This is a genomic window from Bdellovibrio sp. HCB185ZH (assembly GCF_047302455.1).
Lineage (GTDB): Bacteria > Bdellovibrionota > Bdellovibrionia > Bdellovibrionales > Bdellovibrionaceae > Bdellovibrio.
Genome location: NZ_CP178624.1, coordinates 1,971,533 through 1,996,340 on the forward strand (window position 1 = coordinate 1,971,533; position 24,808 = coordinate 1,996,340).

27 protein-coding genes are annotated in these 24,808 nt (G+C 45.8%); 9 read left to right on the forward strand and 18 right to left on the reverse strand.

Translation table 11 applies throughout. The features are described 5' to 3' along the window. Positions 1-11: 11 nt before the first annotated feature. The 9 genes from flgK to flgF form a co-directional block, all read right to left on the reverse strand. The gene (gene flgK, locus ACLSU7_RS09615; RefSeq protein ID WP_413291664.1) at positions 12-1,418 is read right to left on the reverse strand and encodes a flagellar hook-associated protein FlgK; all 1,407 of its coding nucleotides are present in this window, start codon (positions 1,416-1,418) and stop codon (positions 12-14) included. Between the two features lie 100 nt (positions 1,419-1,518). Further along, the gene (locus ACLSU7_RS09620) at positions 1,519-2,043 is read right to left on the reverse strand and encodes a flagellar protein FlgN (RefSeq protein ID WP_413291665.1); all 525 of its coding nucleotides are present in this window, start codon (positions 2,041-2,043) and stop codon (positions 1,519-1,521) included. Positions 2,044-2,183: 140 nt separating this feature from the next. Then, positions 2,184-2,513, reverse strand: coding sequence for a flagellar biosynthesis anti-sigma factor FlgM (gene flgM, locus ACLSU7_RS09625; RefSeq protein WP_413291666.1), 330 nt, complete (start codon positions 2,511-2,513; stop codon positions 2,184-2,186). Between the two features lie 101 nt (positions 2,514-2,614). Next, positions 2,615-3,772, reverse strand: a complete 1,158-nt coding sequence (locus tag ACLSU7_RS09630) for a rod-binding protein (RefSeq protein ID WP_413291667.1) — start codon at positions 3,770-3,772, stop codon at positions 2,615-2,617. Between the two features lie 352 nt (positions 3,773-4,124). Beyond that, complete coding sequence (locus ACLSU7_RS09635) at positions 4,125-5,135, reverse strand: flagellar basal body P-ring protein FlgI (protein ID WP_413291668.1); 1,011 nt, start codon at positions 5,133-5,135, stop codon at positions 4,125-4,127. Next, positions 5,128-5,898, reverse strand: a complete 771-nt coding sequence (locus ACLSU7_RS09640) for a flagellar basal body L-ring protein FlgH (protein ID WP_413291669.1) — start codon at positions 5,896-5,898, stop codon at positions 5,128-5,130. The genes ACLSU7_RS09635 and ACLSU7_RS09640 overlap by 8 nt, the downstream gene beginning before the upstream one ends. Further along, positions 5,895-6,824 (reverse strand): flagellar basal body P-ring formation chaperone FlgA, encoded by a 930-nt coding sequence (gene flgA, locus ACLSU7_RS09645; RefSeq protein WP_413291670.1) that lies wholly within the window; start codon positions 6,822-6,824, stop codon positions 5,895-5,897. Before flgA ends, ACLSU7_RS09640 begins: the two co-directional genes overlap by 4 nt. Before the next feature lie 5 nt (positions 6,825-6,829). Then, positions 6,830-7,612 carry a flagellar basal-body rod protein FlgG gene (gene flgG, locus ACLSU7_RS09650; RefSeq protein WP_413291671.1) on the reverse strand — a complete coding sequence of 261 codons (783 nt, stop codon included), beginning with the start codon at positions 7,610-7,612 and terminating at the stop codon, positions 6,830-6,832. Positions 7,613-7,660: 48 nt separating this feature from the next. Beyond that, positions 7,661-8,482 (reverse strand): flagellar basal-body rod protein FlgF, encoded by an 822-nt coding sequence (gene flgF, locus ACLSU7_RS09655; RefSeq protein WP_413291672.1) that lies wholly within the window; start codon positions 8,480-8,482, stop codon positions 7,661-7,663. Between the two features lie 219 nt (positions 8,483-8,701). Between flgF and ACLSU7_RS09660 the strand changes: the two genes are divergently transcribed. Together ACLSU7_RS09660 and ACLSU7_RS09665 are read left to right on the forward strand one after the other, a co-directional pair. After that, positions 8,702-9,667 (forward strand): transglycosylase SLT domain-containing protein, encoded by a 966-nt coding sequence (locus ACLSU7_RS09660; RefSeq protein ID WP_413291673.1) that lies wholly within the window; start codon positions 8,702-8,704, stop codon positions 9,665-9,667. A gap of 24 nt (positions 9,668-9,691) precedes the next feature. Next, positions 9,692-10,879: an aspartate kinase gene (locus ACLSU7_RS09665; RefSeq protein WP_413291674.1), complete on the forward strand. Its 1,188-nt coding sequence runs from the start codon at positions 9,692-9,694 to the stop codon at positions 10,877-10,879. 282 nt (positions 10,880-11,161) lie between these two features. Here ACLSU7_RS09665 and ACLSU7_RS09670 read toward each other — a convergent pair whose 3' ends face one another. Further along, entirely contained in the window at positions 11,162-12,562 is a 1,401-nt protein-coding gene (locus tag ACLSU7_RS09670; RefSeq protein ID WP_413291675.1) for a hypothetical protein, read from the reverse strand. A gap of 150 nt (positions 12,563-12,712) precedes the next feature. On the opposite strand from ACLSU7_RS09670, the gene ACLSU7_RS09675 reads away from it, so the two are divergent. From ACLSU7_RS09675 to ACLSU7_RS09685, 3 genes are all read left to right on the forward strand, one after another. Further along, entirely contained in the window at positions 12,713-13,198 is a 486-nt protein-coding gene (locus ACLSU7_RS09675; protein WP_413291676.1) for a glutathione peroxidase, read from the forward strand. Between the two features lie 180 nt (positions 13,199-13,378). After that, on the forward strand, positions 13,379-13,669 hold the full coding sequence (locus tag ACLSU7_RS09680; RefSeq protein ID WP_413291677.1) for a hypothetical protein: 291 nt from the start codon (positions 13,379-13,381) through the stop codon (positions 13,667-13,669). A 154-nt stretch (positions 13,670-13,823) separates the two neighbouring features. After that, positions 13,824-14,234 carry a hypothetical protein gene (locus ACLSU7_RS09685; RefSeq protein ID WP_413291678.1) on the forward strand — a complete coding sequence of 137 codons (411 nt, stop codon included), beginning with the start codon at positions 13,824-13,826 and terminating at the stop codon, positions 14,232-14,234. Between the two features lie 3 nt (positions 14,235-14,237). Here the strand turns inward: ACLSU7_RS09685 and ACLSU7_RS09690 are convergent, their stop codons facing one another. Beyond that, positions 14,238-14,645: a DUF2388 domain-containing protein gene (locus ACLSU7_RS09690; protein ID WP_413291679.1), complete on the reverse strand. Its 408-nt coding sequence runs from the start codon at positions 14,643-14,645 to the stop codon at positions 14,238-14,240. A gap of 330 nt (positions 14,646-14,975) precedes the next feature. Here ACLSU7_RS09690 and ACLSU7_RS09695 point away from each other — a divergent pair, with 330 nt between their 5' ends. Then, entirely contained in the window at positions 14,976-15,683 is a 708-nt protein-coding gene (locus ACLSU7_RS09695) for a hypothetical protein (RefSeq protein ID WP_413291680.1), read from the forward strand. A gap of 49 nt (positions 15,684-15,732) precedes the next feature. Here the strand turns inward: ACLSU7_RS09695 and ACLSU7_RS09700 are convergent, their stop codons facing one another. Continuing rightward, positions 15,733-15,972, reverse strand: coding sequence for a hypothetical protein (locus tag ACLSU7_RS09700; protein ID WP_413291682.1), 240 nt, complete (start codon positions 15,970-15,972; stop codon positions 15,733-15,735). Positions 15,973-16,126: 154 nt separating this feature from the next. Here ACLSU7_RS09700 and ACLSU7_RS09705 point away from each other — a divergent pair, with 154 nt between their 5' ends. Beyond that, positions 16,127-16,669, forward strand: coding sequence for a hypothetical protein (locus tag ACLSU7_RS09705; protein ID WP_413291683.1), 543 nt, complete (start codon positions 16,127-16,129; stop codon positions 16,667-16,669). Positions 16,670-16,785: 116 nt separating this feature from the next. Beyond that, the gene (locus tag ACLSU7_RS09710) at positions 16,786-17,673 is read left to right on the forward strand and encodes a hypothetical protein (RefSeq protein WP_413291684.1); all 888 of its coding nucleotides are present in this window, start codon (positions 16,786-16,788) and stop codon (positions 17,671-17,673) included. Positions 17,674-17,999: 326 nt separating this feature from the next. Here ACLSU7_RS09710 and ACLSU7_RS09715 read toward each other — a convergent pair whose 3' ends face one another. The 6 genes from ACLSU7_RS09715 to ACLSU7_RS09740 form a co-directional block, all read right to left on the reverse strand. Beyond that, positions 18,000-18,743: a substrate-binding periplasmic protein gene (locus tag ACLSU7_RS09715; protein WP_413291685.1), complete on the reverse strand. Its 744-nt coding sequence runs from the start codon at positions 18,741-18,743 to the stop codon at positions 18,000-18,002. 123 nt (positions 18,744-18,866) lie between these two features. After that, the gene (gene recA / locus ACLSU7_RS09720) at positions 18,867-20,012 is read right to left on the reverse strand and encodes a recombinase RecA (protein WP_413291686.1); all 1,146 of its coding nucleotides are present in this window, start codon (positions 20,010-20,012) and stop codon (positions 18,867-18,869) included. 77 nt (positions 20,013-20,089) lie between these two features. Further along, positions 20,090-20,578: a CinA family protein gene (locus ACLSU7_RS09725; RefSeq protein ID WP_413291687.1), complete on the reverse strand. Its 489-nt coding sequence runs from the start codon at positions 20,576-20,578 to the stop codon at positions 20,090-20,092. Further along, the gene (locus ACLSU7_RS09730; RefSeq protein ID WP_413291688.1) at positions 20,579-21,058 is read right to left on the reverse strand and encodes a phosphatidylglycerophosphatase A; all 480 of its coding nucleotides are present in this window, start codon (positions 21,056-21,058) and stop codon (positions 20,579-20,581) included. A gap of 315 nt (positions 21,059-21,373) precedes the next feature. Further along, positions 21,374-21,676, reverse strand: coding sequence for a KH domain-containing protein (locus ACLSU7_RS09735; protein WP_413291689.1), 303 nt, complete (start codon positions 21,674-21,676; stop codon positions 21,374-21,376). A 142-nt stretch (positions 21,677-21,818) separates the two neighbouring features. Then, positions 21,819-23,528: an AMP-binding protein gene (locus ACLSU7_RS09740; RefSeq protein WP_413291690.1), complete on the reverse strand. Its 1,710-nt coding sequence runs from the start codon at positions 23,526-23,528 to the stop codon at positions 21,819-21,821. 121 nt (positions 23,529-23,649) lie between these two features. Between ACLSU7_RS09740 and ACLSU7_RS09745 the strand changes: the two genes are divergently transcribed. Further along, positions 23,650-24,801 (forward strand): metallophosphoesterase, encoded by a 1,152-nt coding sequence (locus ACLSU7_RS09745; RefSeq protein WP_413291691.1) that lies wholly within the window; start codon positions 23,650-23,652, stop codon positions 24,799-24,801. The last annotated feature ends 7 nt before the right edge of the window (positions 24,802-24,808 follow it).

Sequence of the window (24,808 nt, forward strand, 5' to 3'; positions counted from 1 at the left end):
CCTTTACTCAATTATAGTCGTTTCAAGTTAAGTACTGTGTCGAACATCTCGTCTGCTGTTTTAATCAACCGAGCAGAAGCATCGTAAGTTTTTTGGAACTCGATCATTTTCGTTGTCTCTTCATCCAAAGAAACACCGCTGATGGATTCCCTGATATTCGTCAATTGGTTCATGACGTTTTTTTGCGACTCTTGCGACTTCACCGCACGTTGAACCATGGCACCGACTTGACCCACTTGCGTGTTGTAATAGTCGTCCATTGTCGCCGTGCCACCATCCATCACTTGTCTGTATTGCAAGGAGGAGATCACATTCGCAATCGTATTATCACCAGCGGCATCCGGACGGGAAGCTGCTGCGATTCTGGAAACGTCATTGAAAATAGTTTTATTCATGGCCATGTTCGAAGCCGCACCCTTAACAGATTCTGGTTGCTCAAAGAACAAGATGCCAGATTTACCGTTACGGTCGAAACCTTCGATGTGGGCTTTATTGACTTCTGTCGCTAACGTGTAAGCCAAGTTATCGACATGACCCAATAGATCTTCGATCACATGGTCACGAACATCCAAAGCACCACCAATGCGACCACCTGTAATCTGCTCAGTCACATTCGCCGGAGTTCCTGTGCCTTGATAGAAGATTTCCATACGGTCACGAGTGTCTGTTTGACGAGCTTTCAATTCAGAAGCACCTGTACCGGAAACCAGGATCGCTGTACGACCCGCAGTTACGGAGACCATGCCATCTTTACCTTCAGCCCAAGTGATATCAATTTTATCGCCCAGTTTTTTAAGCAAAAGATCACGACGGTCACGTTCGTCATTCGCCGGAACTTTTGAAACTTCAACTGTTTGAATTTTTTCATTCAGGGAAGCGATCTCTTTGGTGATCTCATTCACTTCGCCGACAGTTGTTTTGATTTGGGCATCAAGGTCTTCCTGAACGCCCCGCAACTGAGAGGTCACGCGACCGAAATCTTTTACCATCCCCACAGCTGACTCACGCACCATCGTACGGGAAGCCAATGATTCGGGGTTGTTGGAAAGTTCACGGAAACCATTAAAGAAGTCTGTCACGTATTGATTCAGACCCTTGTTGTTTTGTTCATTATAGATTTGTTCAACACGAGAAAGACCATCAGCGCGGGAGTCTTCGAACCCCATGCTCATGCCTTCTTTTTGAATTTGCTTTTCTAACCAGGGATTATTAACGCGAGTTACGACACCGGCACGGGCACCCATACCGATTTGCAAACCACCCTCACCAATAGGAACGTTCGAAAGAAGTTCCACTCGTTGACGAGAGAAACCTTCCGTGGATTTATTGGCGATGTTATGACCGACCGTTTGCAACGCTGTCTGAGAATTCATCAGCGAGCGTTTGCCGGTGTCCATCATTGCCGAAATCTTCGACATTCTGTCTCCTAGAGATCACCATCCTGGTAATCCGTGGGGTTGGTTCGTTACTTATTACTAATACCCAGTGTACTTCAACAGTCAGGGTTTAGGAACTAGCCTAGGCTTCCTTGCTGACGAAGTTACCGGAAACTTGAGGGCCCGTTTTGTATCCGCCCTTTTTCTCGTAAGTTTTCTTACCGGACAAAGTTTCCTTAATATTATCCAAAGCACCATTCAAAGTTTTAAGCGCAGTTTGCGCGTGCTCTTCATTGGATTTATTAATTTCAGTAATTCGTTTGATCAGCATATCCAAAGCGGCATGCTGAGTGCGCAAGCGATCGGCTGCTGCCGGGTTGAAAGCCATCTTCTGAGCCAATTCCAACAGACGTGGATTTTCCACGTCGCCGCCCACTACGCCTGCAAGGTCCATAGCATAACGGGAACGCAAAGAATCCTGTGCTCTAAGTTTATAGAGCAATTCTTCTTTGATGGCATTGTTTTCATCCAAGGCTTCACGATCCGCACGGATCAGGATTTCTTTTTCTTTGCGAACAAGATCAAGAAGTGTGCGGTAAATTTTGGTGAGTTCTTCAAGGTTGGCTTCGAGCTTCTGAAACGCTCTTTCTGCTACTGCTACATCCATTGTATCTATCCTTCCGCCTTCGCTTAGACTTCGGCGGCACAAGTCCGCTTCTGCTTTAAACGGTTCTTGGAGATCCATCAGTCATCCTTGGCTGATGGTGGGAGTATTTATCGTGTACTCCCCAACACTGAGATTTTAAATTAGAATTCTAGGTGCTCATCAACCATTTTGTCGGCAATTGATTTCGCATCCACTTTGTAAGTTCCTTTGTCGATCATATCGCGGAACTTCGCAACTTTCGCTTCATCAACATCCGGAGCTGACATTGCCAATTCCTTGATGCGTTTCGCTTCTTGTGCGCGAGGAGACAATTGAACTTTAGAAGAATCATCTTGAGCTTGCGCAATTGCGTCTGCTTTAACATCAGCAATTTTGCTTGCAGCTTTACCTGCTACGCCTGCAGCTTTGTCGGATTTACCAGCATCAGTAAGGTTCAGATTTTGACCTACTTTGTTGTGTGTAATTTTCATCGACAGCTCCTCTTTCTAACTCCGAATTTCAGAGTCCGTGAGTGTTGTAAAACACTCTTTCTATTCTTAACATAGTACCATAACGAGACATTTCTACCAAATCATTCTGAGACAGTTTCTTGTCCTGTCGGATGGTCTGGTTCCACTGTCCAATAAAGGCTTTTTGCCTCTGAGCTCAAAATGCCAAGGGTCTCGCCAGCTTGCACCTTTTTACCTGTCTCAATCTGAGACACTTCGCCCTTAAACACGACCTGACTTTTTAGACCATTGTCGTGCTCGATTTCCAACATTGTTTGCTTATCCACCAAGTTACGCACAGCCCGCAAAGTCCCACCCCAAGGGGCTTTCACCTGATTTTCAGATGCTTCAACAGCTTTTGCTCCCGCTATGGGCGGCGCTGTTCGAGAAATGCGATACGACATAGATTCTTGCGAGCGCCCCGGATGACGAAATTGATGAGCCGTAAAATTACTTTTCTCATTCAAAGCAATGGGCCCCATAGGTTTCAATTCTTTCTTAGCAATCCCCAACTGCGCACCATAACGTTGCACCAATTGATCATAGATCATCGAAGAAAGCCCAATGCCACCCTTCTCACTCCACTTATCAACATACTCACCATCAAGCTGCTCACGAAAAATCTTCTCAGCCTGATTCACCTGAATAAATCCACTCTCATGAACAGTGGACCGCATAGCCTTCATCATCTCACCCAAAAAATGTTTCTCATACATCTTAGAAACATCCTTCAACTTCTCATCAGCCGACTTCTGCACCGGCCTCCCCATAAACCGAGAAGGCATAGCCTTAAACTTAGACCGATCCACCTGCGCCACCGCCGGATCAACAGCAACCCCACTCTTAACCGCCGCGGCCTGCGCAGCAGCAGCCGCTTTAGCCTCAGCCTCCGCCTTCTCACGAGCCTCCATCTGCGCCTGCACAGCCGGATTCTGCTGCAAAGGAATATCCATCATCTCCGCCCGAGCTTGCAAAGCAAGCAAGCCAACAACAACTAAAGAAACAGAAGCCACATACTTAACCGGAACAAAAGGAAGAAGATGACTCCCCGACGCCACAGGCACTTCGAAGCTACCTCCAGAGCGAGCCAGATGTGCACGATCTCCAATGCCACTCCCCTGATTTTCATTCTGAGTATCAAGCAATGAGGATTGGCGAATAGCTCCCAGCGGAGCTTTTATCAAGTTCCGCAGTGCTGTGGGCAAACTAAAGAAATGAGAAAAAATCGAACCACGATTCATACTAATTCAATTGAACCATCAAGAGCGAGGACTGTCCGAAGAGAAAAGCTCCGCTGGGAGCTATTCGCCAATCCGTCGTCGTGTGAAATTAAGAAAGAAAAAAAATGGGGAGTGAGATTCGGAGAATCATGTACATCCTGTACTTGACTCTTTAGAGTGTAGCTTGGGCTCAATTCGGTCACTCCGTGACCTTGCTGATCTTTTGCTTCTGTTTCCTGCGAGAAAACTTGTACTCTTGACCATCCATGGTTCGCGATCTCTTCCTCACCCTCCCCGCGTCCTAAACACTTCCATGTGTCTAAGACATATAAATTCAGTTTATTAAAAGGTGCGTCATTATGAAACAAAAATTTCATAATACTTCGAGTTCCCCGTGCAAAGCTCCAGCTGCCTTGATGGACTGAAGTATAGTTATCAGGTCCTTTGGCGTGACTCCCATCTTGTTAAGAGCCTGCACAAGATCCCCGACACTGACACCCGGTTCAAGAACTGCGACCTTTTCTTCAACAGTTCCTTTTTTGCCATCGCCCACTTTCACAGAGAGTGAACCATGAGAGATCGCAACTTTTGAAATCTTCACCTTATCACCGATCACGATCGTGCCGGTTTTTTCATTCACAACAACACGCGCTTTCATATCGGGATTGATGTCGATAGATTCGATTGTTGCCAGCAACTCGACACCACGATTTTCATAGGCAAATGGCGTGATAATATCAATCGTACCGCCGTCTTTAGCAGAGGCATAGTGACCGCCAAGCTCTTTGTTGATGGTCAACACAGAGCGAGCTGCTGTCGTGAAATCCGGATTGATCAATGTCAGACGATACATTTTGCGAGTCGCAAAGTCCGCTGTCATATCACGTTCAATCGTCGCACCATTCGGGATTCTGCCAGAAGTTAGGTGTGCATCTTTAGGATCACCACCGATGATGATAGAACCTTGTGCGACTGCATAGACTTCATCATTTCCCGCACGCAAAGGCGATTGTAACAAAGTACCACCAGCCAATGACGATGCATCACCGATTGCACTCACCGTGATATCAATGGGATTTCCTGCTTTACCAAATGCCGGCATAGAAGCTGTGATGATAACTGCCGCGACGTTCTTACTTGAGAAATCTTGCCCCTCAAGTTTCACGCCCAGTTTATCAAACATGCGCACCATGGATTTGCTCATGAATTCATTTTTACCGTCGCCTGTCCCTTTAAGACCCACAACGATACCGTAACCAATCAATTGATTTTCGCGCACACCGCGAATAGTTGCGATGTCTTTCAAACGCGCTGCCTGCGCCACTTCCAAAGAAGCGGCCATGAACAACAAACCAACAGTGATGATTTTAAAAAGTTTATTCATTTGTGGTGTTCCTTCTGATGCTTACAACATCATACTGAGGGTCGAGTAGTTTTTGAGAAGTGATACCCTCGTCATTGAAATCTTCAGGACGTAACATGCCTGTCAAAATCACTTTGTATTCACGCTTCCCGATCATGAAGGGTTGTTGACCTTTCACGCGGTAATTTCCATCAGCCAATTTTTCCACGATTTTAGAAGGGATGCTTTGCACGTCAGCCAATCCTTCTTTGTCGTCTTTAGGTTCTTCTTTCGCAGGAGCTGCAGCTGCTGGCGCACGACCACCTTCTGCATTTGCTGCCAAACCATTGTTCAATGGAGCTTGCGCACCTTTTTCCTGCTCTTCCAATTGCTTCAACAATTTTTTGATAACGCTCACTTTGGTTTCCACTTGTTTTTGAGCGGCTCCATCCAGTTTTACGTTCAGCATGTCACCTTCGCGGCGCATTTTATTTTGAGCAAACAGGTAAGAACCCTGTCCTTCCATGACCCAAGTGGAACCTGCATTGGCTTGCAATTCAGATTCCTCTTCCATGCGGTTTTTCGTCATGCGTTTATACTGACGGTCTGTTGGAACTTTCATGTTCGCAGCATCTGAATAGCGCGGAGCTTGATCGATTTTTTCCAATGGTGGATTTTCTTCTTTGCCTTTTAATGAAGAGACAAAGTCATTCACAGTCGCACAACCCGTCGCCAGGATCATCGCTGTGAAAATCGCCAACACGGCAGCAAATTTAACGAATGGGGTTTTACCAAAATTCATCATTGTAACTTCACCACGCCTTTTTCAGCGATAATCGCTGAAAGAACTTTTTGTGTTTCCAGATTTTTAACCTTAATCAAATCACCGATGTAGCCCGTGTCCTCTGCTTGGACGTTGACAGAGACTTCGAACGTGTCATCGCCGATGATGGCTTTAACAATCTGTCCCCTCTTAGCTGCCGGTTCACGTTTGAGATCGGAAGCCCATACTGGAGTTCCGACGGGAAGTGCGCGAGCGGCCAATTGCCCATTGGCATCTTCAATACGAAGACCGCTGTCTTTTGCAAAGGTCACATCAACCATTTGCATTTGAAGATCCTGGGAATTAACACGCTCCCCTTGTGAGATCAGTTTGGTCGTCACAGGGGTTAATTTTGAAACGCGAATAGTGCCGGAAATCCATTTAATTTGACGGGAGTCTCCGTCGCGGACCGGCAATAAGAAGCCACCTTTCGTGCTCAACTGCGACATATCAAGGTCCCAGGCACGATTCGAGGGAGTTGGCGTGGATTGAATTGTGATCTTATATTCACAATCCGCACAGCGCGCCGTTAAGTAATTAGTAATTTTACGTTGAACTTCCTCGCGGGAGACCGGAGTTTTTGCGAACTCCACCTTCACCACACTCGGAATACGAAACGCAGGTTTGGAATTACGGAAGTCGTCGTTGTTTTCCATTTCTTTTTTAAGAATGGTCAAAACTTCTTTCGCTTCCAATTTTTGAGAGATCAAAAGTTCACGGGCATCTTCACGAATAACAATCGACTCAATTTGCGCAACCAATGACTCATTGGCGCCCTTAACAACAGCCACATCACCCAAACGCAACAAAGGACGTTGGGAAATTTCCACCGTTGCCGGAATAGAAATCTCAGGCCTTGCAAAGGCTTGAGTACTTATCAGTAAAGTCAGAGCCAACATTACTTTCATCAAAATTATCTCAAATTGTTGATGGATTGAAGCATCTGATCGGAAGCTTGAATCACTTTGGAATTAGTTTCGTAAGCACGTTGTGCGGTGATCATGTTCACCATCTCATCCACGATGTTCACGTTGCTGGATTCAAGCTGCCCTTGCGCCAAATAACCCGTGCCATTCAAACCAGGACGAGACGTCACCGGTTGACCGCTGGCTGGAGTTTGCGTGAACAAGTTTTTACCCATGGCTTTTAAGCCCGCCGGGTTCACAAAGGTTGTCAGATCAATATTTCCGACAACTTGTGGAGGTTCATTGCCTTGCACCGTACGAACTTCACCTGTCGGTGAAATTTCCACGCCGGATGTACCGCCTGGGATTGTGATTTCTGGTTGCAGAGTATTTCCATTTTTATCAATCAAACGACCTGTAGGATCTTTTTTGAAGGAACCATCGCGCGTGTAGGCCACTTCCCCATCCGCCGTCATCACGCGGAAAAATCCCGCTCCTTCCACTTGAATGTCGAAAGGATTTTTCGTGACTTGCGCATTTCCATTTTCAAAATCTTTTTGAATCGCTGCTGTGCGAACGCCCAAACCGGTTTGCACCCCGTTTGGTGAAACAGCGTTCATCCCAGTGACAGCACCTGGCTCTTTTTGAGTTTGATACATCAAATCTTCGAACTCAGCGCGGGACTTTTTGAAACCTGACGTCGAGGAGTTGGCAATATTATTGGCAATAACATCCATGTTTGTCTGTTGAGCCGCCATGCCTGTCGCCGCTGTATTCAAACTCTTAAGCATCTAAATTCCCTCCTGGAATTTTTCACTAACTAAAAACTTTTAAATCTTTTACTTAACGCTACCAACTACGTTAACCATCTTCTCAGCCATTTGGTCATAGGCGTGGATGGCTTTCTGCGTGCTTTCGAAAACACGGTTGGTTTGAATCATGTCTGTCATCTCTTGCACGACATTGACGTTGGAAGTTTCAATGAAACCCTGACGAACACTTGGATTCGCCACGTTTGTCACTTCCGCATTCATGTTGGGTTTAAATCCGTACAAAGAACTTCCCATTTTTTGCAAAGAATCGGGGTTAGCTACATTCACCAAAGAAAGTTTGCCCAAATTATTGGTGCCTTGAACCACATCGCCGTTATCTGCAATAGTGATAGGACCACCACCTGCCTCTAAACGGAAAACGCGGGAAGCAGGATCTGCTCCACCAGCTGCGTCGGCTCTTAATACCGGATGACCATCTTTAGTAACCAATTGACCATTGCCATCCAATGTAAAATTCCCGGCACGTGTCAGTTTCACGCCACCAGGAGTTGCAACTTCAAAGAAACCTTTGCCATCAATCGCTACGTCTAAAGTATTGCCCGTGGGTTTTAAACCACCTTGAGAGAAATCAGTGAATGTCCCTTTCGTGTCGACATAGCTTTTGTCGCCACCCTGCATATTATAGAAGCTTTCTATCGAAGCGACATCACGAGGGATTTGTATAACTTCAGGAGGTTTTTCGTTAGCCGTCAGATACTCTTGAAAGAGTTGCTGATCGCGCTTAAACGCAGGCGTGTTCACGTTCGCCAGATTATTGGCGATCGTATCCAGTTTTGTACTTTGTGCCATCGCTCCGCTCAGTGCAGTATAGACGCCTTTTACACTCATCAGATCTCCTCTTCCTGTTGAGCAGCAAGGTGTATGCCAGCATTTGACAGGACCGATCTTAGTCTAGGAAAAGAACTCCACACTGGACTTCTGTCGTGATCAAAATTTATGGACTCAAGTTTTCTGCGATTTGACCGACGCAAGGACCTTCGTCATGGTGTCGTGATGGCGGCAGTTCTTTGTCGACAGTGTCAAAGAATCGACTTCATAATAAAGCTTATGAGAAGAACGTTGCTTGCTGGTTTGCTTACATTTCAAATGTCGGTTTCTGCCTTTGCAGAAGCCAATCCGAAGGCAGCAGTACCGATGCTTCCGCCAAGCCCCGTGGCACCACAAAAGGCCCTGACTTTAAAAGAAAAATTGAAAGCTCTGACGGCGCGCTCAACCCACGTTCAGTCAGACAATCTAATTTTCGATCTGCCTGTGACTTACAATAACAAAGTCAGCAAGTGGGTTTCTTACTATCAAGTCAAAGGCAATAAATGGTTCCGAGAATGGTTGCAGCGTTCCTACAAGTACATGCCCTTCATTCAATCGGAATTAAGAAAAGCAAATCTGCCAACAGATCTTGCTTACATGGTGATGATCGAAAGTGGTTTTGCACCAAATGCTGTTAGCTCGGCAGCGGCTGTGGGCCCATGGCAGTTCATTGAACCGACGGGCGTTCGTTACGGTTTAAATAAAAATTGGTGGCTTGATGAGCGTCGCGATTTGCATAAAAGCACAACTGCAGCGATTAAATATTTGAAAGATCTTTATGAGGAATTCGGATCTTGGTATTTGGTTGCCGCAAGCTACAACATGGGTGAGAACGGTCTTCGTCGCCAGATTAAAAAATATGGCACTAAAGATTACTGGACGCTCATTAAACTTTCCGCACTTCCTGTAGAAACCCAGGAGTACGTTCCAAAAATTCTGGCAGCAATGCTTATTTCGAAAGCTCCTAACCTTTATGGCTTTCGTGATTTAGAAAAAATGGATCCGCTTGAGTACGAAACAGTTTATGTTCCTGGCGGCACAGAGCTCAATTCACTTGCTGATCATTTAGGCGTCACAAGAAAATCACTAAAAGATTTGAATGCCGAGCTGTACCTGGGGTACATTCCTCGTCAGGTTGGAAAACACGCGATTCGTGTACCCAAAGGTGCAGCGTTGATGGCGTCAAGTTTTGCAAATCGCAATTAGTACGTTTTGATTGAGGTCCATTTCATGAAACCCCTGATCGTGCAAAAATACGGCGGAGCGACGCTTGCTGATCCCGAAAAGATCAAGGCCGTTTCCGCACGCGTGGCAAATCAAGCTAGCGACAACTCATTAATTGTCGTTGTAAGCGCCATGGGAAAAACCACAAATTCATTGATTGATTTAGCCGCGCAAGTTTCCACTCATCCCCAACGCCGTGAAATGGACATGTTAATGAGCGTGGGTGAGCGTATCAGTATGTCCTTGGTCTCCATGGCATTGAATGATTTGGGTTGTCCTGCAATCAGCTTCACAGGAAGCCAGGCAGGAATTTTCACTGATGACTCTCACGTGAACGCCTTCATCAAAGACGTCAAAGCCTTCCGTGTTGAAGAAGCCCTTAAATCTGAAAAAGTAGTGATCCTGGCAGGCTTCCAAGGCGTTTCTCCAACAACCAAAGAAATCACAACACTGGGCCGCGGAGGCTCAGATACCTCTGCTGTGGCAATGGCAGCAGCTTTCAATGCTGAACGCTGCGAAATCCTGAAAGACGTTCCAGCCGTATTCACCGCAGATCCTAATATCGTAAAGTCAGCAAAGCCCTTGCAAGAGCTGAACTATGATCAATTAATGGAAATGACTTTCTGGGGCGCCAAAGTTCTGCATTACCGCTCAGTGGAATTAGCGAAAGTCCGCGAAGTCACACTATACATCGGCCCCGCATCCAACAAAACCTCTGACGGCACACTAGTAAAAAAAGGATTGAATATGTTCGAGTCCTGCAAAGCCCTATCACTGAATTCCCACGAAACAGTTTTGGAAATCAAATCCCAAGAAAAAAACACCGCGAAAGCCCTTAAGCAGCTGCAAAATCTTTTCGAAGAAAAGCAAATCGCCTTCCCTCAACTATTGCACTGTGAAATCAACAAAGACCACGCAGAAATTCTGCTAACCGGCCCCCAAGAAACAATGGGCGCCGTAAAACGCGAACTCCAAAACCAAAAACATTTCACCCTACACCCGAACGACTTCTCAACCGTCACCCTAACCTGCACAGGCGCAACCTCCCCAGAAATCCCCCAAAAAGTCCTAGAAAAAATGGACGGCGCCCAACTCCAAGCCCACAAACTAATAATGAGCGCCATGAGCGTAACCGTATTGGTAGACTCAACCTCCAGAAAACAAGCCATAGAATCCCTACACGCCCTGATCTAATTTCCATCTAAGAATAAGGGCCACAAGGCAAAGAAAAGAAATCCCAGAGATCGTATCAAGAGCGATCTCCCTTCGAGCTATCTAATTTTTAATAAGAAGTTCACCGAGGGCCGTGAATCGAGCCCGATGATCGATGCGTGCACGAAGTCGACCTCCGTCGGCGCATGGATGCGCGAACCGGCGCAGCCGGCGACGGTGAGCCACGATGGCGTGTCGACGTAGCTGCATGCAGCGAGCAGCGGGCTCGAGTCACGGCCCGCGATCTAAGATATAATTGAGAAATTAAGGCAACAAAGAAGGACTCATTACTTGATAACGGTTCTGAACCTTCTTCCAAATGTCCGTGTGAGGCCCCGTAATTCCATCTGGGCCTGTTGCTCCCGCAACCCCCCGAGCATTGGGATTGTATTTCCCCCCACCCGGTAAGAATTGACGAAGATCCGGTCCACCTTTAGCAGCTAAAGCATTCGCAGCAGAGTTAAAGAAACCGCCTCCTTGGCCTTCGCCATCAGAGCCGCCTCCACCAAATCCTCCGCCACCACCGCCGCCGCCGCGGAAGCCACTGTTAACGGCTGTGCTTTTCGTAGGATCAGCGCCTTCAGCACCTGGCTTGCCACCAGAACCACTGCCGCCACCCGAGCCACCGAAAGAAACACCGCCACCTTGCTTACCATCAATACCCGCATCGCTACCACCAGAGCTTAACTCTGCTTGTTCGATGCCAATATTTGGAAGGTCACCGGTAAAATCACTTGCGCTTGCGGAGCTGCCTGTACGGGAGGATTGATCAATCGTCGCCAATCCACCGCCGGTATCACCGACAACGTTTGATGTACCCAAGCACGAAGGGTCACTTGGATTTTTAGAACAGATACAAACTTTATTTGAAGCCATCGCTGGGTTGTTACAATCCATCACGACGTTTTCACAACCCGCAAGACTTGGATTCGCCGCACACAAGGAAGCCAAATCCGAAGAACCATCCGCAGAAGTCAACGAAGCACACTGAGTGGCATTTGCTGCGGTTTGAGCAATATTGTTCATGGCCTGCTGAGCTTCCCCTACTTTCGCAGTATAAGAGGCACATTGATTCACTGAGGAAGTCGCTTGCCCCTTCATCGCTGCGAAGTTTGGATCCGTCTGACAAGCAGGAGTTGATTCCAAATATTTTTGCGCTGACGAACACGTCGAATTACAATCCTTAATCGCACTTGAACAAGTCAAACGATAAGCTGCAACAGCCGCATTGATCGTCGAAGACAAAGCCGCCATCGTCGTGCAGGACTCTGCAATACTTGAAGCCGCCTTCGCACCATAAGCTAACGCCACTTGGCTGGCCATAGCCGAAGCACTGTTCATACCCTGATTACTTTTTTGATCACAATTGCTATCAGTGGAAGAAATTTCATTCGAACATTGCGCCATCAGTCTTTGAAACTGAACAGAACAAACTGTAGTACCTGCAGTCCCTGTCGTTCTAGACGCAGAACCTGATTTGGCTGGGTTTTGGTAACAAGTGAAAACATTTTGGTTACGAGAATTAATATTCGTGCATTCATATCCTGATGGACACGGATTACTTGAGGAGCACGATCTGCCATCGGCTGAAGCAGCATGCACCAAACCCGTTTGCAAAAACAAGCTGCCGATCAAAACTGAAAAAGTTCGAAAAAAGATATTCATTCCCATAGGTAACCTATCGGCATCACAAGGGTTTAACTTGATGAAATACCTAGGGCATCCAGGCGCAAAATCTCAAATTGATACAATGCTGAATCTGTATTCAAATATAGAGATTACGAATAGGCTAGATTTCAAATTTAGGAGAACTCCATGGAACAATCACTTCAGTCATTCACTGTTAAAGACTCTGCAGGCCGCGATATTTCCCTCGAAAAATACCAAGGGCAAGTGGTTCTGGTAGTTAACGTCGCCAGCAAGTGCGGCTTCACTCCCCAATACAAAGGCTTGGAAGAGCTGTACGAAAAATTCAAAGGCCAAGGATTTACGGTGTTGGGCTTTCCCTGCAATCAATTCGGAGCGCAAGAGCCCGGCAACAACGAAGAGATCCAACAATTCTGTTCATTGAATTATGGCGTGCAATTTCCCGTGATGGCAAAGGTCGATGTGAACGGCAGCAAGGCAGATCCATTGTACAAATGGATGAAGGAATCTGCTCCCGGGATCCTGGGCACCGAACTTATCAAGTGGAACTTTACCAAATTCTTGATTGGTAAAAATGGAAAAGTTTTGAAGCGCTATGCTCCCAATGATGAGCCTAAAGACATGGTCGAAGACATCCAAAAAGCCCTTTCTTAAGAGGGAAAATCGTCTTTTTCACCGACTGTTCCCATAAGGTTTTCACAAGCTTTGTGAAGACCCTTTCACACGAGCGGTGAAGGCTTTGTGCCTTCGTCGTATTGACTCTTTGGCGATAATAAACGAAATCATGTCCATCGAAATTAACGTTTGAAAAACAAATTTAAAAAAGGATTTAACATGAAATCACTAGTTATCGCTCTTTCAGTTTTCGCAGCAGCTCCAGCTTTCGCTTCTCAATCTTCTTGTATCACTAGCTACCTTCAACAAGGTTACTTCATGGATCAAGCTCAAGCTCTTTGCTCTAAAAGCGCAACTTCAACTTGCAACGTAAGCGCTATCATGGCGAAAACTGGTTACGACTATGCTCGTGCAGCTTCTCTTTGCCCAACTACTTTGGAATCAAACGCAGCTATCAATGAGTGCGTTGCTCAAGGTAACAACTACGCTACTTGCGCACAAAACAACTAATCTCTAGTTTTTTTGTAACTTCAAAACCCGCTCACCCCTAGAGCGGGTTTTTTTATGCCCGAAATCTGAGGCGTCCTTCGACCAAAACTTCGACACAATTCAAATCTTTCAGATTTTTCTCTAGACCCCAGTCCAGCTCGCCGATAAGTCCTTTATGAAAACAGGAAAAGTCATTCAAGCAAAAGATGCCTTTGAACTTTATGGAAAAGTACGATCGGAAATTCAATTCACGGATTTCACTCCGCGAACATTTACGATTTATCACTTCACCAAGATTTCAGCTTCTGAATATGTTGTGGATGATATGCTTAAGGGAGTGAATCACGATCACACGCAAGACTTCATTGCGAAGTTTCCTGACTACGATACTTTCTGCGGAGTAGATTCCACAGGAAAAGATCATCTGTTTTCTTTTGGAAGCAAAGAGCTTTATGCGACGGTGGTTTATACACCGATGAAATCGTGGACGGAAGTTTATGAAGACCACCTGGGCAACCCCCGTTACAACGAGTACTTAAGAACCCAGGCAGTCATGGCACATGTTGAAAAGAAAATAGCTTCTTAACAACTACCAGTTGATGATGTCTTCAGCCAATTCGAAATCGGAACTTTGAGTGGCTGGATCCATCTTGCGAAGAAGCTCCACTGCACGAACGAATTTCACACCCTTCTCATCACCTTCTGTAGCAATGTAAAGAGCGGCATCATCTTTAGAATCCATGATCACTTGCTTGTAAGCACAACCATCACCAGATCCGCATGATGTTGCGGATGTCAGCATCAAAACACCTGTGTAAGCACTCAAGATCGAAGCAACTTCATTGCTGTTGTCACGACCACCATGATGATATCCGCCACCATGACCATGTCCTGGACCAGGACCGTAACCGCCACCGTGATGACCACCGTGACCACGACCTGCAAAGGCTGATGTGCTGAATGCAATAACTACAAGTGATACCAATACGCTTTTCATTTTTAACCCCCGTGTATACTGTGCGGTTCCTATATACAAGGAGCTTGCCAACCTCTCAAATGTATCTTCTGCAACAGATGCGTTTTCGGAGGAATGTCAGAAAATTTCAGAGACATTTTGTCTCCGGATTTTTGTGTGAAACAGAGCGGCGTGAACCGAACGACACCAGTGAAGTCGACTCAAAATGAGCGACTCATTTTGACTGCCTAACTTATTTTAGACAGTGTCGATTCCTTCGCCAACTATACTGCTTCATTGACACCTGATTAGTTTATAGACGGCATTTCCCTTGCATATTGGTTTATAGATTCACAAGTAGAGGTTCCGCAAATGAGACATCGCATCGTTTTGACACTTCTAGCATTCTTCCCGCTGTGCGCGATCGCGCAGGGGAACACATCATCTTCTGAAGACCTCAAAGTGACTTTGAAAGCTGAACCTGGTTATAAAAAACAAAAACGCGTTGTGAAAACATGGTCGATTTATCCCGCTCGCCGCGTAGTTTATGAAGCCCCTAAGGCTGAAGGTTCTAAAACAAATAACCAAGCCCTACTGACGAAGACTTACGTAGATCCAACTCAAAAAAGAATGCCTGCTTCCATGTCTAAGCCAGCTCCAAAAGCAATGATTGCTAAGCAAGTGGCTCAACCAAAAGTGGTTGTGGCTAAAGCGAATGTGAAAACGGCAAAACCAGCGGCACTTACAAAATCCACAGCGCTTGCGAAAGCTTCTGTGATGAAAGCAAACCGTGCCCCAGCTTCTGTGGCAACTGCTAAGGCTCCTGTAAAAGCGGTTCCTGCTAAAGTGGCAGTAGCTCGCCAACAACCTCCTGTAGGTACAGTGGTTCAGGCTCCAACAGCACAACCCATGGTTCTTGAACCAATGAGTTTCAAAGTTGCGAAATCCAAACAAGTTCAAAAAAGACAAATTTCAAATTTAAGCCCCTACCAAGCTGGGATGGCTAAGGTGACGCGTGCATCGTTGCCTAAGAAATCAAGTGGCTTGGTGGGCAGACAGAAAATTGCTTACAACAAGTAAGAGCTTAACACTCTGAAAGTAAAAACCCGCTCCTTAGAGCGGGTTTTTTTTATTGTAGCCCCAGAGTGGATTTACAACCGGCGCTAAGGCCCTCTTTATTTTTCTTTAAGCATTCCTTGATCGCATTCATTTCCGTGACCTTATCGCAGAATTTTATCTTGTCCTCTTTGCAAGCCGCCATAATGTCAGAGGCTTTGCCCTTCGCTTGATCCATCATTTTCGAAGTGTCAGGCATCTGGGCTATTGCTGTGCTGCCAACCAGGAGCAGCGCTACCATTGCGATTTTCATAGGGTCTCCTTATAGAGTGTTTATGGACAACCGATTTTCTCCTGAGGCATAGAACCACGCAACATGGGCCCTCGTGTATTTGAGCACGGCACCATTCGTTTTCTTTTTGCTCTCTCACAATGCCTATGATTTATTCAGGTTATGAGGGGGATCCATGAACGTTATTAAAGCTCTGGTAGCAGGTCTTACGGTATTCGCGGCGGTCGGCTGCAAAACCGTCGAAATCAAAGATGGTCGCATTCCAAACGCTTATCTTTCAAAAGCTAAAAAGTATGAAGGTGTTTACTCAGGCCAATTCAACGGCGTTTCCGGCGAGTTGATTTTGAGCTTTGAAGGCAACAAACCCGTGATGAAGTACCGTAATGAATTCGGCACTGATATCTTGAATAACAACTGTCAGTCTTCATTTGGAAATTTAAGAACAGTGTATATCACTGGCAAAAAATCGAACCCTAAAGTCGATGCCGTCGAATTTGATTTCGACCGTGGCCGCTGTGCTTTGATGGTGCAGGGTCGTAAAATGTATGTCGATTTCAAAGAAAAAAATGGTGAAGTAAAATTGAAAGTTCAAGTTCTTCGCGAAATGCGCCAACGCCGCGAATGTCAATGGTACCCAGGTGATCATCACCGTCCACCGATCGAACAATGTACGTGGGTGCAAGACCCGGTTTATTTGTACGGTTCATTCACTCGTTAAGATTCAAACAAAAAACCCTGACGCGCTCAGGGTTTTTTGTTTAGCGACATAAAATTTCTTTTCTAAACTCTGTAAATCAAGTTCAATTTATGAATTCAGAATTAGAAAGGATTCTTATGAAATTGATATTTGCTCTTTTGAGCCTTGTTAGTTCTCCCGCCTTCGCCGCGGTGACGACGATTCAACAAAACTTGATGCCAGCTGTTTCGCAAAATGAATTCAACGCAGGAATCGTGCTTGTAACTGGCAAAGGTGAGACAGACAGTTCCGTCGATGTGGAAAGATCTGGAGTTTTAATGGCAGGTTCCTATTATTATGGGATTGCCGAGAATCAAGCTCTTGGTTTGGATATGGGCATAACTTCTCTAAACGACAAAATGGATGATGGTACCGATACAGTCGACCTTAAAACAATCGGTTTAAACGACATCAATTTCCGTTACAAAGCTAATTTTGATTTGGGAATGCCGACTTTGTACCTTTCCGCGGGTTTCAATCTTTCGCCGGGTGAAAAAACTTTCGACACAACAACCACTGATCCAGAGTTCAACAGTGCAAGCGGACAAAATGCTTTGGCAGTCCATAGTGGGATGATTTTTCCAAGTAGCGTTCTTAATTACGGCTTCTCAGTGGGATATACGAATCGCCTGGATGGAAAATACAAACGCAAGAGTAATTCCTCCCCTGCAACAGCCGACTTAAAAGGTGGAAGCTCAATGACGGTGTCTACTTTCGTGGAAAGCACAAATTCACTTCACACGAACGTGTCTTTAAACTACTCCCGTGCATATTCAAGTTATGCACAAGAATCTGATGGCGTTAACATCTATTCATCCAGCCCAATTGAAATGATGCAACTATTGGGATCCATGCGCATTGCTATAAACGAGCACATCGAATTGATGCCAGGTATCGCTTACCAAACTTATTTGAACAAAGACGAAATCAACCTAAAAAGCTACAACGAGCTTGATTTCGGATTCAATGCCCGATTTGTATTCTAGATTTCTTCAAGGCCTAGAAATAAAAAACCCGCTTCGAAAGAGCGGGTTTTTTATTACCACGGCCACGGTACAGGACGGTTATCACCATCATCTGCAAATGCAGATGTCTTTTTCGTCGTCAGTGACGTCTTCAACATAAAATCCCTTTATGTCAGTTAAGTATGATCACTTCTTGTGATCACGTATCTATAATACTCCAACATTCATTTGTTCGATGGTCAGCAGTTTTTTAGATTTTGAAAACCAAAACTAACAAAAAAACGACAATCGTAACTTTTATGTTTCATTACTTGATAAGTGTTCACTATTTTAGTCACAGAGAAATATCAGAAGAGAGCTTGATATGCCGACTCTTTCACCAGTTGAGACATCAGGTTTTCTAAACGCTCTCGAGGAATCGAGGCTTTCGGATTGACGATCAATCGCAGGTCGTAATTCTGATCGACCTTTTCTGAAATCAATACTTCCGCATTTTTGTCGGGATTTTCGCGCAAGTAGCGACGGATAAAGGACAACGGCACCACGGCAACATCCGCGCGCTCATGCAAAACCAGGCGCACTGACGCCAAATTGTGACTTACCAGAGAAATTTTAAACTTAGATTTCAGGTACTTTTCATCGGCATTGAATTTTGCAAAACCATAGTGGTAACCCAAAATACCGGCGATGCGTTTTCCCGATAAAGAATTGAAGTAACTTTGGTCCTTGGCCTTTTTTTTAAGGGCAATATAAACTTCAGCATCCTGGGTGCCGACGGGAACCGTATAATGAGGAATGTCTTTCCAGTCCCAACGAGGGTCCTCAAAAAAAATCATGTCCACTTTGCCGTCGGTAAAACTTTGATAGCGGCGGTTGCTTGGAATCTCCACCACCTTAAATTGAAAATCCGATTGCATGGAATTCAGCTGCCCTACCACCTCAGTTACAATTCCTCGTCCCTTCTCCAAATCATAGTAAGGAGCAAAACCATAGGCGCCGACCAATAGAGTTTTCCGAGCAGAGGCCGTGTTGGCTTCCGCAAAAGAAATACCCAAAATTGTAATTAGGATCGCCGCCAACCAATGTTTCATATAGTTAAGCTACGCCGTTCGCAGCAGAGTCGCAACGTAAACTCTATTAACAATAAAAAACCCGCTTGGATTAGAAGCGGGTTTAATATTTTTAAGAATGTTCAGCTAAAAAACTGGTAGCGACTAGTGCTTACCTTTTTTAACTTTTTCTTTTTTTGGAGCTGCGTCTTCTGTTGGCATTTCAGTTGGCTCTGTACCTTCATGGTCTTCACCACTGTTTTTAGTTTCAGCGTCAACCAAAAGTTTACCGATACCGTTTGCAGCCAAGATTTTAGCACGAAGTGAAGTCATATATTCTGGATGTTCTTTCAAGAATGTTTTAGCAGCATCGCGGCCTTGGCCCATGCGCTCGCCATTGATAGAGAACCAAGCACCTGATTTTTCAACCATGCCCGCAGTTACTGCTAGATCCAGCAAATCACCCTCTTCAGAAATACCTTCACCGTACATCAAGTCGAATTCCACTTTAGTGAACGGAGGAGCCATTTTGTTTTTCACAACTTTAACTGCCGTACGGTTACCAGTTACGTCTTCACCGTCTTTGATCGCGCCCACACGGCGTACATCCAAACGAACAGAAGAGTAGAATTTCAACGCGTTACCACCCGTAGTTGTCTCTGGGTTACCAAACATCACACCGATTTTCATACGAAGTTGGTTGATGAAGATAACAAGTGTGTTGGAACGGTTCACAGCTGCTGTCAATTTACGAAGAGCTTGAGACATCAAACGAGCTTGAAGACCTACGTGAGAATCACCCATGTCGCCTTCGATCTCTGCACGAGGAACCAATGCTGCTACGGAGTCGACAACCAATACGTCGATCGCGCCAGAGCGAACCAAAGTTTCCACGATCTCAAGAGCTTGCTCACCCGTGTCTGGTTGAGAGATCAACATGTCTTCAGTGTTCACACCCAATTTACGAGCGTAGTTGATGTCTAGTGCATGCTCAGCATCCACGAATGCAACAACGCCACCTTTTTTCTGAGCTTGAGCGATAACGGACAAGCAAAGAGTTGTTTTACCAGATGATTCAGGTCCGTAGATTTCTACGATACGACCTTTAGGAAGACCGCCGATACCAAGAGCCAAATCCAAGCTCAATGCGCCCGTGCTGATCGCTTCAACGTCTTTAACCAAAGAGTCGTTCGCGCCCAAACGCATGATTGAACCTTTACCGAATTGCTTTTCAATAGATGAAACTGCCAATTCCAAGGCTTTGTTTTTTTCGTTTTGTGCTTTTGCATCTGCCACAGTTGTATTTGCCATCTGCGTATCCCTCTCTATTTATGTGGTAATCACCACAAATCTTATTGTTATTTTTAGCAGCCGGGGGCTACCTGTTTCTATTTTCTGTCGAGAACTTCACACAGCCAATTCACGGAATAGTCTACTGCCGCTTGCTGGATGGCTTTGCGATCACCCGAAAAGAATTCTTTTCGCGAGTCTTCAAAGTTCGGTCCAGCAATGGCAAAGCATACAGTGCCTACAGGCTTCGTCGGTGTTCCACCGTTCGGACCTGCAATACCTGTAACTGCCACAGACCAATCTGTTTTCAGCTGTCGACGCACTCCGTGCGCCATTTGACGAGCGACTGACTCGCTCACCGCACCCTCTTGCATGAGAGTGTCTCGACGGACCCCCAGAAGATCCACCTTCGCCTCGTTAGAGTAAGAAACCACAGAGCCTAAAAAGATGTCGGATATACCTGCTTGCTCTGTCAAAAAAGCCGAAAGTGCACCTCCAGTACAACTTTCCGCAAAACCCACTGTGAGTTTTTGGTCGCGAAGGGATCGAATGAAATCTTGTAGTCTCTTAGCGCGAATCTCAGTCATTTAACCGACCAGAACTTGCGAGCCCAACCAATTGGTGTGGCTGTAAAGAAACTGCATGATCAGACTGACAACAATACCTGCGGCAACGTCATCAATCATCACACCAAGACCTCCTTGGATCTTCTTATCTAAATATCCTATGAATAAAGGCTTAGTAATGTCCAGCAATCTGAACAGCACAAAACCAATTAAAATGGCCTGCCATGTCATTGGCAGCCAGATCATCGCAATCAAAAAACCAGCAACTTCATCAATCACAATTTCGCTGTGATCGTGGCCACCCTTTTGGTCTTCGTAAGCTTGCGCAGCTAAAATTCCCAAAATCGTTATAGTGATTGTCGCCGCCATATATACAAACGGACCTGCCCAATTCAGCAGCAAAACCAACGGAATTGTAGCAACAGTCGCAACCGTTCCCGGCGCTTTGGGACTTAACCCAACACCGAAAAATGTCGCCAATTTTAGAAGGAATTTTCTCATAGGAAGGAGTTACGCCCACCCCAATGTGGAGGCAATTAAAATGCAGTGAGCCGATTTTGACGTAGTGAGTTAATTTTATGGGTGGTATTAAAATTAGCGATTCGACTTTGCGAACCGTTTATCAGAATCTGAATGTCCGCTTTTGATTTTATTTTGAAGCGAGGCTCTCTCTCTTACAAAGTGCCACGGAAGACTTGCACTTTGAGAGGGCTTCGCCAATCTTGCAAAGCTCCTCATCGACATCTTCAACAGCTCCAGGAGAATTCACAACGCTCTCATGACGTCACGCAGTTGAAGACTGAACTGAAACGAAATCTATTCGCTGATTTCCAGGCGGTTGTTGTTATGAGCCACGTAAGGAATTTCGATAATGGCACGAATGCCCTTGCGAGCCATCATGGCAGAAATAACGGCGCGAATGCCACCGATGTTTTTTCCCTTAGCACCGATCAACTGACCCAGGCTTTGCGGATGACAATTTACTTTATAAATCGTCGTGCGATCTCCGACCGAATAATTCACGGCTACTTGCTCTGCATGATCCAACATCTCATTCAAGATAGAACACAAAATTCTTTTCCCAGTTTCTCTCGCGTCGACTTTTTCTTGCTCCGACATAAGGTCCTCTCTCCAGTTGTTTTTATACACCAACCGCGATCTCCACTCGCAGTCGGTGATATAAATTTAACCAGAATTGGGCGAACCCGCGCTGGAGCAACGTCTAATAATTTTCAAATGCGAGCGTCGTTTAGGACAGTACCTATGGCAGATCCTGTGACCAGGTATCAGGAAGAACGGCCTTGAAATCTTCCTCCCAAAACTCATATTGCGATTTTTCATTCCCAGCTATGCGTTTTTGTTCACGAACACGCAATTCAACCCGGCGGATTTTACCTGAAGTCGTCTTTGGCAAATCCGAGAATTCTACACGACGGATGCGCTTAAACGGGGCCAAACGCGATCGTGAGTGATTCAAAATCTGTAAAGCCAGCTCTCGAGTGGGCTCCATACCTTTAGCTAAAAAGACAATAGCTTTTGGGACATTTTGTTTCAACGGGTGAGGACTTGGAATAACCGCAACCTCGCGCACAGCGGGATGTTCAAGCAAAACACTTTCAACTTCGAAAGGACTGACACGATAATCAGAGCATTTAAAAATATCATCCGCTCGCCCCACGAAAGTGAAACATCCATGCTCATCGCGAGTCGCAATATCGCCTGTGCGATAGTAACTGGCGTTGGAAGTTTGTGCGACATCGCTTTCACGATATCCGTTCATAACACCCAGGGGATGGTTCTCGAGATCAATACAGATTTCACCTTCGGGGCCGGGATTATTATCGCGATCTAACAAGGTAATTTTATAGCCTGGCAATGGTCTTCCCATTGTACCCGGATGCACTTTTTGCCCAGGTGAATTACCCAGCTGTGCGGTTGTTTCTGTTTGCCCATAGCCATCACGGATCGTCACACTCCAAGCCTGCTGGAACTTATGAATGATCTCTGCATCCAATGGTTCGCCAGCACTGACGGCTTCACGTAAATGCAACTTATAACGGCCCAAATCCTCGGCTGCGAGCATGCGCCAGACAGTTGGAGGAGCACAGACCGAAGTGATACCTTTTTTCTCAAGAGTTTCTAACATCACTTGCGCATCGAAGCGTTGATGCTTGTGAATGAAAACTGTGGCCTCCGCATTCCACGGAGCAAAAAAACTACTCCACGCATGCTTAGCCCAGCCGGGAGAACTGACGTTTAAGTGTATGTCTCCGGGTCTTAATCCAATCCAGTACATCGTCGACAGATGTCCCACGGGATAACTTTGATGAGTGTGCTCAACAAGCTTAGGTTTCGCTGTCGTCCCCGATGTGAAATAAAGCAATAAAGGATCGGTGGCTTTGGTTTCACCATCAGCCTCGAACGTGGCACTTTCTCGAGTGGCTTCGGCATAGTCTTCCCAACCCTGAGCTTTACCATCGACGGTCAATTTGATGGCAGTCGGTGATTGCACGTCGAATTTCACCGATTCTGCCACCGTCGTGGCAATTAACTTTACTTCGCCGCGGACCAGGCGATCTTGCAATTCATCGATGGCAATTAAAGGGCTGGTTGGAATCATCACGGCGCCTAATTTTGTACAAGCAAGCATCAGCTCCCATAGAGCCGTTTCATTTCCCATATTCAGCAGAACGTGGTCGCCTCTTTTCAGTCCCAGTCGGCGCAGGTAATTTGCGACCTGTGAAGAGCGAGCTGAAATGTCAGCAAAGCTGTATTTTTCTTCGCGTCCATCCTCCCCGGTTATCCACAGAGCCAGGTTGTTGTTACCCTCAGCCATGGGGTCAAAGTAATCCAGGGCCCAGTTGAAATTCGTTAGCTCAGGCCATTTAAACTCCCGAGTGGCATAATCATAATCCGCACGGTGTAAAATCAAGAAGTCGCGAGCTTGTTTGAATTCGTTGTTTAATGCCACTGAATACCTCCGAATTTTTAAGGGACTATGCTCATCTAAGATTATCACTGACGCAGCTCTTCGAGGATTTGTGTTTTTGCAACTTTCTGTGCAAACACAGACTCACGTGGTATAAATAATTATGGCTGCATTTCGCGCAATTATCGTTGGTTTATTTTTCGCGGTTTTCATGTACGTCGCTCACCAAATGGTGAGATATGCCGACTTATCTGGAGCCCAAACTTTTTTTGTCATCGCTTTTCTGGGAACATTGTTTGCCATCGTCATATCGATGCCTTTGTTTTTCTGGTCACGCAGCGACGCCAGAGGCGAATCTAAACCTTGGCATGATGCTTACTTTAGTGCAGCCCATTTTTCGATGGCCTATATCAGTTTTTTACTGACCTTTATCATCCTACGCGACATCGCTGGATTCGTTTTAAATTTCACGAATCCCGAATTTGTCGGCACGAAACTTTACGGAACCGAAGCCACGGGATTGCTCTTGGTTATTCCTTTAGTCCTTTTGCTTTTGGGAACTTTGGTTGTTCGCCTGGGAGTCAAAGTTATTAAAGTCGAGATTCCCTTTGCCAACCTGCCAGAAGCTTTGAATGGCCTGCGCATTTTGCACATCACGGACTTGCACTTGGCAGCGGGTTTACCAGTTAAGTTTGTTCAAAAGCTTGTGGAAAAAACCAATGCCTTAAAAGCGGATATGGTTGTCTTCACGGGTGACATCCTTGATGACCATGCAGCTCGCCATCTGCCCGAGTTTGAAATTTTAAAATCGATCCAATCGAAGCTTGGAACTTTTTATGTCGCCGGAAATCATGAGTACTATTGGAATATCGATACAGCACTCGCGGCATTTCGCTCTATCGGCTATCACGTTCTAGTAAACAATACGGAAACTCTTCAGTTTAACGGTGCGACTTTGCAAGTTTCCGGAATCGCCGATCCAGCCGCTCGCCAATTTGGTAAGGAGCCGGCCGATCTGGATAAACTGGTAAGCCAACAAAATCCTGAGGCGTTTAAGATCTTTTTAGCCCATCAGCCAAATATTGCCGACAAGGCTTGTGATAAAGGCTTCGATTTGCAGCTTTCCGGCCACACTCACGGAGGCCAGTTCTTCCCTTGGAACTTCCTGATAGTATTCTTTCAACGCTACCCGAAAGGCCTCTACAGCCTTAAAAACATGCGGCTCTATGTCAATCAAGGAACAGGTTACTGGGGGCCAAGTCTGCGCCTGGGAACGTTCTGCGAACTGACCGAAATTACTCTGAAAAAAGCATGACATGCAC